The sequence below is a fragment of the Haladaptatus sp. W1 genome (genome assembly GCF_001723155.1).
GTDB lineage: Archaea > Halobacteriota > Halobacteria > Halobacteriales > Haladaptataceae > Haladaptatus > Haladaptatus paucihalophilus.
Genome location: NZ_MEIH01000255.1, coordinates 1 through 11419, shown reverse-complemented (window position 1 = coordinate 11419; position 11419 = coordinate 1). Strand labels below are relative to the sequence as shown.

11 protein-coding genes and 1 pseudogene are annotated in these 11419 nt (G+C 64.1%); 4 read left to right on the top strand and 8 right to left on the bottom strand.

What is annotated here, in order from left to right; translation table 11 throughout:
• A partial coding sequence (folP, locus tag BG842_RS11495) for a dihydropteroate synthase (RefSeq protein ID WP_069450833.1) occupies positions 1 to 2242 on the top strand: 2242 nt, incomplete at its 5' end.
• Between the two features lie 9 nt (positions 2243 to 2251).
• On the opposite strand, the gene BG842_RS11490 is transcribed toward folP, so the two are convergent.
• From BG842_RS11490 to BG842_RS32510, 7 genes are all read right to left on the bottom strand, one after another.
• Positions 2252 to 3061, bottom strand: a complete 810-nt coding sequence (locus tag BG842_RS11490; RefSeq protein ID WP_007979443.1) for an ABC transporter permease — start codon at positions 3059 to 3061, stop codon at positions 2252 to 2254.
• Positions 3058 to 3729, bottom strand: a complete 672-nt coding sequence (locus tag BG842_RS11485) for an ATP-binding cassette domain-containing protein (protein ID WP_254663101.1) — start codon at positions 3727 to 3729, stop codon at positions 3058 to 3060. Before BG842_RS11485 ends, BG842_RS11490 begins: the two co-directional genes overlap by 4 nt.
• 202 nt (positions 3730 to 3931) lie before the next feature.
• Positions 3932 to 5005, bottom strand: a complete 1074-nt coding sequence (locus BG842_RS11480) for a glycosyltransferase (RefSeq protein ID WP_069450831.1) — start codon at positions 5003 to 5005, stop codon at positions 3932 to 3934.
• Positions 5006 to 5089: 84 nt separating this feature from the next.
• Positions 5090 to 5689 (bottom strand): hypothetical protein, encoded by a 600-nt coding sequence (locus BG842_RS11475; RefSeq protein WP_069450830.1) that lies wholly within the window; start codon positions 5687 to 5689, stop codon positions 5090 to 5092.
• A gap of 286 nt (positions 5690 to 5975) precedes the next feature.
• Positions 5976 to 6491, bottom strand: a complete 516-nt coding sequence (locus BG842_RS11470) for a hypothetical protein (RefSeq protein ID WP_254663100.1) — start codon at positions 6489 to 6491, stop codon at positions 5976 to 5978.
• Positions 6492 to 6557: 66 nt separating this feature from the next.
• Positions 6558 to 6752 carry a hypothetical protein gene (locus BG842_RS11465; protein ID WP_069450828.1) on the bottom strand — a complete coding sequence of 65 codons (195 nt, stop codon included), beginning with the start codon at positions 6750 to 6752 and terminating at the stop codon, positions 6558 to 6560.
• 4 nt (positions 6753 to 6756) lie between these two features.
• Positions 6757 to 7089, bottom strand: a complete 333-nt coding sequence (locus BG842_RS32510; RefSeq protein ID WP_069450827.1) for a HalOD1 output domain-containing protein — start codon at positions 7087 to 7089, stop codon at positions 6757 to 6759.
• A gap of 178 nt (positions 7090 to 7267) precedes the next feature.
• Between BG842_RS32510 and BG842_RS11455 the strand changes: the two are divergent.
• A pseudogene (locus BG842_RS11455) lies at positions 7268 to 9071 on the top strand (S9 family peptidase).
• A gap of 18 nt (positions 9072 to 9089) precedes the next feature.
• Here BG842_RS11455 and BG842_RS11450 read toward each other — a convergent pair.
• Positions 9090 to 9587: a GNAT family N-acetyltransferase gene (locus BG842_RS11450; RefSeq protein ID WP_069450826.1), complete on the bottom strand. Its 498-nt coding sequence runs from the start codon at positions 9585 to 9587 to the stop codon at positions 9090 to 9092.
• A gap of 121 nt (positions 9588 to 9708) precedes the next feature.
• Between BG842_RS11450 and BG842_RS11445 the strand changes: the two genes are divergently transcribed.
• Both BG842_RS11445 and BG842_RS11440 read left to right on the top strand, forming a co-directional pair.
• Positions 9709 to 10653, top strand: coding sequence for an ABC transporter ATP-binding protein (locus tag BG842_RS11445; RefSeq protein ID WP_069450825.1), 945 nt, complete (start codon positions 9709 to 9711; stop codon positions 10651 to 10653).
• On the top strand, positions 10650 to 11419 hold a 770-nt coding region (locus BG842_RS11440; RefSeq protein WP_069450824.1), incomplete at its 3' end, for an ABC transporter permease subunit. The genes BG842_RS11445 and BG842_RS11440, both read left to right, overlap by 4 nt.

Below are 11419 nucleotides of genomic sequence, written 5' to 3'. Positions count from 1 at the left end.
GTACACGTCGCCGCACTTCGACGACGTTCGTGAGCGAATCACCGTCGATGGGCGTAAAATCACCGAGACGGCGATGGTCGAGTACGTCGAAGCCGTCTCGGAGTACGTGACCGAACGGGCGACTCACGGCAACTCGCCGACGTTCTTCGAGGGGATGACCGCGCTGGCGCTCTGGTACTTCGGGCGCGAGGACGTGGACGTCGCCGTCCTCGAAGTCGGCATCGGCGGGCGGTACGACGCGACGAGCGTCGTGGACCCCGTCGCCTCGGCGGTCACCAGCGTCACGCTCGAACACACGGGCATCATCGGCGAGACGGTCGAGGAAATCGCCACGGACAAGGCACACGTCGCGCCAGAGGACGCGCCGCTCGTCACCGGCGCGACGGGGGACGCCCTCGACGCGGTTCGAAAACAGGCGGGCGACGTGCTCGTCGTCGGCGACGGCGAGGACAGCGACGTGCGGGCGACCTACGAAGGACGGACGAATCACACCGAGGCGGCCATCTCGCTGTCGGGTCCGGACTGGAACCTCGAAACCTCGATTCCGCTACTCGGCGAGTATCAAGCCCAAAATGCGGGTATCGCCGCGGTGCTCGCCCGGCAGGTCGCCGACGTGACCGACACCGACCTCGCCCGCGGGCTTCGGAAGGGGTTCTGGCCCGGCCGGTTCGAAGTGATGGGGACGGACCCGCTCGTCGCGCTCGACGGGGCGCACAACCCCGGTGCGTGTGCCGCCCTCGCCGACACCATCGCGGAGTTCGACTACGACGACCTCCACTTCGTTTTCGGCGCGATGCACGACAAGGACGTCGAAGGGATGGCGAACGCGCTCCCGACGCCCGATCACGTCGTCGCCACCCACGCGAACATCGACCGCGCGGAGGACGAAGCGGTCATCGCGCGGGTGTTCGAGGACAGCGGCGTGGAGCACGTCGAACGAATTCGCTCGGTCGAGAGCGCGCTCGATAGCGCGCTCGCGGCGGCCGACGAGGACGATTTCGTCCTCGTCGTCGGGTCGCTGTTCGCCGTGGCGGAGGCGCGGACCCGCTGGACGCGGGCCGAAATTCCGAAGCAAATCGCCGACATGGACGACGCGCGCGAGGCGCTGGAAACCAGCCACGTGACACACACCGAGAACGTCAGAATTCGCGGAAAAGCGGTTCACCGCGTCGTCAAAACCCGCGTCCAGACCCGGCAGGCACGGCGCATCAAAGAGGAGATGCTCGCCCTCGGCGGCGAGTGTGCGCGCTCCGGGCTCAAAGACCGGGACGACGAGAACATCGACGTGCTGTTGATGGGCACGCTGACCCAGTACAAACGGCTCGCGGAGGCGCTCGACGACGGACCCTACGGCCTGTCGGTCTTCGCCGACGACATCCGGGAGACGCTCGGCATCCGGCGGTCGGATTCCGACGGGGACGGAGACGGCCGCGACCACGGCTACCCGTGGGAGGGTCGAACCGCCGTGATGGGCATCCTCAACGTGACGCCGGACAGCTTCCACGACGGCGGGCAGTACGAGGCACACGAGGACGCCATCGAGCGCGCGGAACGAATGGTCGAGGCGGGCGCGGACGTCATCGACATCGGCGGCGAGAGCACGCGCCCCGGCGCGGAGGAAGTGTCGAACGAAGAGGAAATAGAACGCATCGTCCCCGTCATCGAGCGAATCAGCGACCTCGACGCCATGATTTCCGTCGATACTCGCAAGGCCGAAGTCGCCCGCGCCGCGCTGGAAGCGGGCGCGGACATCCTGAACGACGTGTCCGGATTGGAGGACCCCGAAATGCGATTCGTCGCCGCCGAGTACGACGCGCCGTTGGTCGTCATGCACAGCCTCGACGCGCCGGTGGTTCCGGAGCACACGGTGGAGTACGACGACGTAGTCGAGGACGTCATCGCGGAACTGGAAGAGCGCGTCCTGCTCGCCGAGAAGGCCGGACTCGACCGGAGCAAGATAATCGTCGACCCCGGACTCGGCTTCGGCAAGGCCCCCACGGAAAGTTTCGAACTCCTCGGTCGGACGGGCGAACTGCACGCCCTCGACTGTCCCATCCTCATCGGCCACTCGCACAAATCGATGTTCGAACCCATCGCGGACGAGGACCGAACGGCCGCGACGGTCGCCGGGACGACCATCGCGGCCGAACGCGGGGCGGACATCGTTCGAGTGCACGACGTGCCGGAGAACGTCGCCGCCGTCCGCGCCGTCGAGGCGGCCAACGCGGACCGCGAGGAGTAGACGGCGGCGCTATCCCGCGCTCGCCTCTCCCCCGTCGAACGGTTTCAACTGCTCGGCCTCGGTGAACGCGTAGCGACCGACGAGCAGGGTGCTCGCCATGCTCGTCAGTCCCCCGGCGGCGAACAGCATCGCCATGATGACGAACTGGTACTCGGCGGCGTAGATGGGGTTCGCGCCCGCCAGAATCATCCCGGACATCATGCCGGGGATGTAGACGAGTCCGAGGCTCTTCAGCGACTCCACCATCGGAATCAACGACGCCCGCACGCTCGTCGTCACGTACTCGGAGACGACGTTCTCCGGGGCGACGCCCAGCGCGAGGACGGCCTCGATTTCCGCGCGGTTCGATTCTATCTCTCCCTTGAACCGGTCCAGCGCGAGCGAGTTGGTTTTCATGGCGTTCGCGATGACCATCCCGCCGACCGGAATCAGGTTCCGAACGGTCGCCTCTATCGCGCCCGCGGCGACCATCGTGACGATGACGAGTCCCGACCCGAACGCGATTCCGACGAGCGAGACGCGGAAGACGCCGGGAACGTCCTCGCCGCGGTCCTTCGAAATCCACGCGGCGATTCCCATCATTGCCACGAGCACTAGCCCGCTCCACGCGAGGCTCACCGAGAAGAGCACGCCGATGACCGACCCCATCGCTATCACCTGCACGAACCCGCGGACGAACGACCGCCCGAGTTCCGTTTCGAGGTCGAGGTTTCGGACCGCCGAGACGACGAGGACGACGAGCGCCAACGCCGACGCGACGGCGACCTGTCCGAGTCCCCGGAGCACGTCCGGGTTTCCGAACTGGTCGAAAAAGCTCACGCCATCACCTCCGACACGGGTCCGACCGATTCGAGCCTCCCGTCTTCGAGCAGCGCAACGCAGTCCGCCAGCCGACGCGCTTGCGACTCGTCGTGGGTGACGAGGACCGTCGTCAGGTCGGTTTCGCGGACGAGTCCTTCGAGGAGCGCTTCGACCCGTTCCTCGGACGACGAATCGAGGCTCGACGTCGGTTCGTCGAGCAGGAGCACCTCGGGTTCGGTGACGAGCGTCCGGGCGATGGCGACGCGCTGTGCCTCGCCGCCCGACAGGTCCGCGACGTCCCGGTCGGCGTAGCCGTCGAGGTTTATCCGTCCCAGCAATTCTTCGACGATTCCGTCCGCGACCGTCTCACCGCGAAGCCGCGGGCCGATGGTCACGTTCTCGAAGACCGTCCCGTCCCGGAGCGCGGGCGACTGGGGAACGATGCCGATTCGGCGACGGACTTCCCGGGGCGGAAGGTCGCGGTAATCCGTCCCGTCGAGAAACACGGTTCCGTCGGTCGGTTCGTCGAGCCGGTTGAGGAGCCGAAGGAGCGAGGATTTCCCCGACCCGGATGGACCGAGCACCGCGAGTACGTCCCCCTCCGACACCGAGATGGAAACGCCATCGACGATTCGGTCCCCGCCGACGACTCGCGTGAGTCGTTCGGTTTCGAGTTTGGTCGCCATGCGTTGTCCGCCGGTACGGGTGGCATCGGTTTGAATTCTCCTCCGGAGGGTATCGATGCCCGATATACCCGTCGTCACCGCTCCGACTCCAACAGTAGTCGGTAGTACGGGTTTCGTTCACTCTGTAGACCGTCATCGACGGAGCGCGGTGTTTATCACTCGTATCGACGGCCTCTCAGGATGCGAATGACCGCGATTGTTCTCAAAAGAATCCGAACGAATCCTGCACGTCGCGGTAGCAGTCGAGATACCGTTCCAGCACGGGGTCGTGGTCGTAGCGCTCGAACTCCTCGTTTTCAGTCATCCGCGGGAGGTCGGCGGCCGACCGAAGCGCGTCGGTGAGTTCCTGCTCGCTCGTCGTTCGGAAGGTGCGTTCTTCCTGCTCGACCAGTTCGTGGGCGCTCGATTCGACGTGATACTCGACGACGCCCGCACAGCCACACACCAGCGCGCGCAACAGGTCCGTCGGGAACGCTTCGCGCCGCGCGGTCTGGACGTAGACGTGCGCGCCGCGAAACACCGGAATCCGTTTCTCGACCGGTTGTGCCCCCGTGAACTCCACGCGGTCGTCGATGCGGAGGTCCGAGGCCTGTCGCTCGTACCCCTCGCGCTCGGGGCCGTCGCCGATGATGACGGCGTGCCAGCCCTTATCGCGGAGTTCTGCCAGCGCCAGAAAGAGGCTCTCGACGTTGGCGTCCTCGTCGAGGCGGCGCGAGTAGACGATGTTGGCACCGTCGACGACCCGCGCGTCCCGGATGGCGTCCATGTCGATGCTGTTCGGAATCACCCGCACGTCGCCGCCGTCCGCGCCTAATTCCCGGACGCGGGTCCGTATCGTCTCGGACGGCGTGATAACTTCGTCCGGTGCCCGCGCCGCCATCCTGAGCGACTTCGAGGTGCTCTCGATTTCGGACGGCGACTCGTACCAGTCCACGACGAGCGGTGCGCGCGCGAGTTTACTCGCCGTCTTCGCCGCGAGGACGTGCTTCGGAACCGCGGCCGCGTGGATCACGTCGGGTTTCGAACGGCGGAGCGCGCCGGGGAGCGAGAGCGCGAAGCGCCGCGACGGACTTTGGCCCGGCGGGTCGGTCGTCACCGCGTGATACACCACTCCGTCCTGTTCGAACGTTTCGTGGTCGCCGTCCCACCACTGGGCACAGAAAACCGTGACGTCGTGGCCGCGATTCGCGAGCAGTTCTGCGAGACGTCTAAGTCTGCGGGTTCTCCCCGTGTCATCGTGTTGAGCCGTCACTTCTGCGACGAACGCGACGCGCATACTCCTCGCCACGAAACGAGAAAGTAAAAGTCTTCTTTCATCTGCGCGCCGATAGTGAAAACCTCCTGAACGGTCGTCGAGGATTCACAAGAACCGGCCGTCGTCGCCGAACTCCACGGCGAGGTCCGGGGTCGCGCCCTGAAACCGCTGCTGCCAACAGTGACGGTCGTAGAAGTGCGCCGTGGCTGTCATGCCAAACGCGACGAGGACGAACGTCGCAAGTTGGAACCCCGAAGCGGGGACGAGTTCGAACCATCCGAGCGCGAGCAACAGCGCGCTGACCGCCGAGAGCACGACGTACAGTTTGTGCCACGGGACCGTCGTCTGGGAGTCCGTCGCAAGATACAACTCGAAATCCCGTGCGCCGTCCGTAAACGACACCTGCTTCGAATCCCGGTCGTAGCTGACGATACCGATGTTCTCCAACTTCGGAAGATGGGTCTGATACAGCGCGCTGTACACCGATTTTCGCTGCTCCGGAGACACCTCCTCCCGAGAAATATTGTTCTCCCACGCCGCTATCTGTTCGGCGAGTTCTCCCAACTCGACGGAACCGCGCTGCCGATTGAGCGAGTAGAGAACGTAGCGCCTGCGTAGGTTCTTCACCGCGTCGTACACCTCCTGTTCTGAGAACGCCCGCGACCGTGCCCGGTCGGTGCGCTCCCGTGTCTGTGTCGTATTCATTCCTCCCACCCTGTCGGTGCGTAGACGCCGAGATACCGCATAAATCAGCGACTCCGTTTACCCCGTATCGCTCGATGTCCCGATTTCGTAAACAGTTTATCGACTGACAAACGTGCACCCGAACCTACCACCGGTGGCCGGACGCCGAACGATGCGGTTTCCGCGCTGCCAGCGACTCAATCGGCTGTTACTCGCTCGTTGGCGCGAACAAATCCGACCATTCCCGCACGGCGGCCGGCGGCGAATCGAGGCTTTTCGTCGGGTCGTCGTTACGACATCGACGCACTCACGCGGCCGATTCGCCGCGGCATGTTTCCGTCGTCGTGTTCGCCGCGGTCGGGCGTTGTTTCGTCAGCATCGGCGTCGCGCGTTCGTCGTCGTACACCGTGACGTAGGTTATCGTTGTTCCGCTGCCCTGCACTGGAACGGCGATGCGCGTGGTCCCGTTCAGCGGGCCGTACTCGAAGTACGACGTCGCAACGCCGTCCGGCGCGTACCACGTCGTTCCGATGCCGACGCGCTCGGCCGCGCCGTGAATCACGACCGTCGAGTTGTTGACGAACTCGACCTGAACCGTCTCGTTCGACGTCTCCGTTCCTGACCGCTCGTCGTGTGTCCCCGCTCGGTCGTGCGTCGTCGTTTTCGCTCGTTGCTCGTGTGTCATCGTCCCCGTCCGGTGGCCGTCGGTTGGGTGTCCGTGCGTCGTGGCGACGACGCCACCGCTTCCGACGATACACAGGCAGGCGATAGCGACCGCGAGGACGCGTCGTTTCTCGGTTTGCATGGCATCCGCGCCTCTCACGCAGGGGTTTTTGTTATATACCGGCTACTCTCTGGAAACGATAACTTTACCCCTCGAACGCCGCCATTACCGCTCTTCAGAATCGGAGGTGGGCTTCTGTAGACTCGTGATTTCGACCATTATGTCGGGGAGCTCATCGTTCGGGAGGCGGAACGTCCACGACCGGTCGAAATCGATTCCGTTCCGTGCGCTCGTTTCGAGCAGTTTTCCGAGTTCGTCCTCGAACTCGTCCACCGAGAGCAGTTCCGGTTCACCCTCCACGGTGTTAGCACCCGGTGCCGTCGGCGGTAAATCGTCGATTACCGTCGAATACTTGGATCGTTCCGGTCGTATCGATCCGCACCGTGCACCCGTGAAACGGGAACTGGACCTGTCCTATCTCCCCGATATCGTCTATATCGAACGAGCTAAAGAGGGATTCGAGCGCATCGCAGTCGAGCGTCTTTTGGAGTGGCGGCATCTCCTCCATCGGCGTCCCAGTAACCTCCGAAACGGCTGCGCTGACAGCAACGACGACACTGTCGGTTTCAGTGTTATCGAATGAGAATTCCCGTATCAAATCGGAGTCACTGTGAGAATTTTGAGATGTCGTATCCATACTATATCACGAAACGTACTACAAATCAAGCTATCGGTCGTCCAAAGTCTGTGCCTTTGTATCTCCGTCCTTTAAGTACGATGAGATGTATTTTATATTTTCATTACACATCGTTCACTAACGTCGGGTGTTATCGACGACCAAAGCTCTATCCCGTCAGCGGGAAAACCGACCGACGATGACATCCTACGATTTCGAACGCTATCTGAACGTTCGAAGCGCGTACGGCGCGTCGTTCGACCCGACGGGGGAGCGTCTGAGCTTCCTGTTGAACACGACCGGCGTCCCGCAGGTGTGGCAGTTGGACGGTCCGCGCGCGTGGCCCCAGCAATCGACGTTCTACGACGAGCGGGTAACGTTCGTCTCGTGGTCACCCGAGCGCGACGAACTCGCCTTCGGGATGGACGAGGGCGGGAACGAACGCCAGCAATTGTTCCGCCTCGACGGCGACGGCGAAACCATCACCCCCCTTACGGCGATGCCCGACGCGAAACACCGATGGGGCGGCTGGAACTCCGACGGGTCGCAGTTCGCGTTCGCGTCGAACCGGCGTGACAACGCTGTCTTCGACGTGTACGTGCAGGACCGCACCGGGACCGGGGACGATGCCGAGATGGTGTACGAGGGCGACGGGTGGCTCTCGCTCGCCGGATGGGGTCCGGACGACGACCGCCTCGTCGTGGTCGAATCCCATTCCTCGTTCGACCGGGACCTGTACGTCCTCGACATCGAATCCGGCGACATCGAACACGTCACCCCGCACGAGGGGAACGTCCGGTATCAGGGCATCAACTGGGGTCCGGACGGCGACGCGCTCTACCTCGTCACCGATGAAGGGGCGGACACGATGTATCTCGCCCGCCTCGACCTCGACACCTACGATATCGAACTCGTCGAGGAGGGCGGGAGCTGGAACGTGGACGGCTGTGCGCTGGACGAGGATACCGGTCGGCTCGTCTACTCGCGCAACGAGGACGGGTACACGGAACTCACCGTCGGCGAGTTGACCGGCGAGACGACCATCCGCGAGTTCCCGACGCCCAACCTGCCGCACGGTATCGCGGGGGGCGTCAGTTTCGGCCCCGACGCGGAGCGATTCGCCATCTCCGTCACCGGCAGCGCGAGCGCGACCAACGTTTACGTCGTCGAGACGGAAACGGGCGAGGCGGAGCGCTGGACCGACGCATCGACGGGGGGCTTCCGACCGACTCGTTCGTCCGCCCGAAACTCGTCCACTTCGAGAGCTTCGACGGCCGTTCGATTCCCGCGTTCTTCTCCGTGCCCGAGGACGCGAGCGCGGGCGAAACGCCGGTCATCGTGGACATCCACGGCGGCCCGGAGAGCCAGCGTCGTCCGTCGTTCAACCCGGTCAAACAGTACTTCCTGAACCGCGGGTACGCCTACTTCGAGCCGAACGTCCGCGGTTCGTCGGGCTACGGCACGGAGTACACCCATCTGGACGACGTGGAAAAGCGGATGGATTCGGTCGCCGACGTCGAGGCCGGTGTCGAGTGGTTACACGACCAGCGCGCTGTGGACCCCGACCGAATCGTTGCCATGGGCGGCTCCTACGGCGGGTTCATGGTCCTCGCGGCGCTGACGGAGTACCCCGACCTGTGGGCCGCCGGGGTGGACGTCGTGGGCATCGCCAACTTCGTCACGTTCCTCGAAAACACGGGCGACTGGCGCCGCGAACTCCGCGAGGCCGAGTACGGTTCGCTCGAAGACGACCGCGAGTTCTTGGAGTCCATCAGTCCCATCAACAACATCCACGAAATCGAAGCGCCGCTGCTCGTCCTCCACGGGAGAACGACCCGCGCGTCCCCGTGGGCGAGGCCGAGCAGATAGCCGAAGAAGTCGCCGAACAGGGCGTCCCGGTCGAAAAACTCGTCTTCCCCGACGAGGGCCACGGCTTCTCGAAACTGGAAAACCGCATCGAGGCGTACACGAAGACGGCCGAGTTCTTGGAGCAGTACGTCTAAGCGCGGTCGGATAGCCGTTCACAACTCCTTTTCGTACACGAACTCCGTCACACCGAGCGCCGCATCGTCCCGCTCTTCGGTGCGCTCGAAGCCGCGGGATTCGTAGAATCCCACGCCGACCTCGTTGTCGGCGAGGACGGTCAATCGAAGTCGGTCGGCGTTCCGGTCTTCCAACCGCCGTTCGGCGCGGGCGAGCAAGCGGGTTCCCAGCCCCGACCCCCACTCGTCCGAAACGACGTAGATGCGCACGAGTTCGAAGATACTCTCCTCTTCCTCGGCGTCGGGCGCGACGTGGACGAACCCGACGAGTCGGTCGCGTTCGGCGACGAAGAACTCGTGGCTCGGTCGTCGCGCGCTCTCCCGGAGTCGGTCGGGGTCGTACCACCGGTCGATGGTGTCGTCCACGGTCTCCGCGCCGATGATGTCGTCGTAGGCGGCGTGCCACGATTCGCGGGCGACGCGCCGAATACCGGCGGCGTCGGCGGGTCGCGCTGGACGGATTGCGGGCGATGTCATTCGAGAGTGACGAACGCCGCGATGCAAAGTCCTTCCGCGCCACTGTCGCGTGATACCATTGAACACGTCGGTAGCTGTCAATCAGGAGAAAACTTTTGTGCACGGCATCGAAAGTCCCGCCATGGCCGCCATCGAAACGAAGTCCCTCACCAAGCGATTTGGCGATGTCGTCGCGGTTCGAAACCTCGACTTGACGGTCGAGGAGGGCGAAATATTCGGCTTCCTCGGTCCCAACGGGGCGGGGAAATCCACCACCATCAACATGCTGTTGGATTTCATGCGCCCCACCGACGGAACGGCGACGGTCCTCGGCTACGACGCACAGGACGAATCCCGAACCATCCGCGACCGAATCGGCATCCTCCCCGACGGGTATCGGCTCTACGACCGGCTGACGGCGCGCGAACACCTCGAATTCGCCATCGACGCGAAGGACGCGACCAACGACCCCGCGGTGCTCATCGACCGCGTTGGGCTGTCACAGGAGGACGCCGACCGGAAGGTGGGCGGCTACTCGAAAGGGATGACACAGCGCCTCGCGTTGGCCGCCGCGCTGGTCGGCGACCCCGACCTCCTGATACTCGACGAACCCTCCTCGGGACTGGACCCCCACGGCATCGCGGAGATGCGCGAACTCCTCCGCGAGGAGGCCGACTGCGGCACGGCCGTGTTCTTCTCCAGCCACATCCTCTCCGAGGTCGATGCGGTCTGTGACCGCGTTGGTATCATGAACGACGGCGAACTCGTCGCACAGAACACCGTCGAGCGACTTCGGGAGCTGACCGGTTCCCGCTCGCAACTCCTCCTCTCCGTCGAGCGCGTGCCGACGGGCCTCGACCTGACCGCCATCGACGGCGTGTCCGAGGTGTCCGTCGAGGAATCCATGCTCCGCGTGTCGTTTTCCGACCCCGTGACGAAACCGCAGGTCGTCAAGCGCGTGGACGCCGCGACGACCGTCACCGACATCAAATCGGAGGAAGCCTCGCTCGAAGAGCTGTTTACCACCTACACGACGGGCGACGAACCCGAGGACGACCCCGACGCTCGTATGGAGGTCACCGCATGAGTTGGGTGTCGGTGGCGAGAAAGGATTTCATCGACTCCCGGCGCTCGAAGGGGCTGTGGGCGCTCATCGGCCTGTACGTCGCGCTGCTCGCACTTACGGTGTACGTCGCACCTTCGGACGTCGGCATGACGAATGTGCTTCGACTCCTCGCGCTCGTCGGAATTTTCATCATCCCCATCAGTGCGCTTATTATCGCCTATCTCGCCATCGCGGGCGAACGCGAGTCCGGGAGCATCAAGTTCCTCCTCGGTCTCCCGAACACGCGCCTCGACCTCGTTATCGGGAAGTTCGTCGGTCGGTCGGCCGTCGTCGCCGTCGGTCTCGCGTTAGCGTTCGCCATCGCGGCCATCGAAGGGTCGATTCTCCTCGCGTCGGTCGATATCGCGATTCTCGCGCAGTTCTTCCTCCTGTTCCTCTTCTTCGCCGTAACGTACATCGCCATCGCGGTCGGCCTCTCGGCGGCGTGCGCGTCACGGTCGCGGGCGATGGCCAGTTCGGTCGGCGTCTTCTTCGTGTTCAACGTCCTCTGGACGGTCCCGGCGATTTCGCCGTCGCGGGCGCTTCGATTCATTGCCGACGACACGCTCGGCGTGCACCTCTCAGCACAGATTTACGAGTTCGTCTACCTCGTCAGCCCGCCGTACGCGTTCCAACGCGCCGCGGACCTCGTGTTCACCGATCAGCAACTCTACTACTTCCGCGTCATCGGCCAGAACGCGACGGTGCCGTTCTTCCTGGAGAAGTGGTTCATGCTGGTCATCCTCGC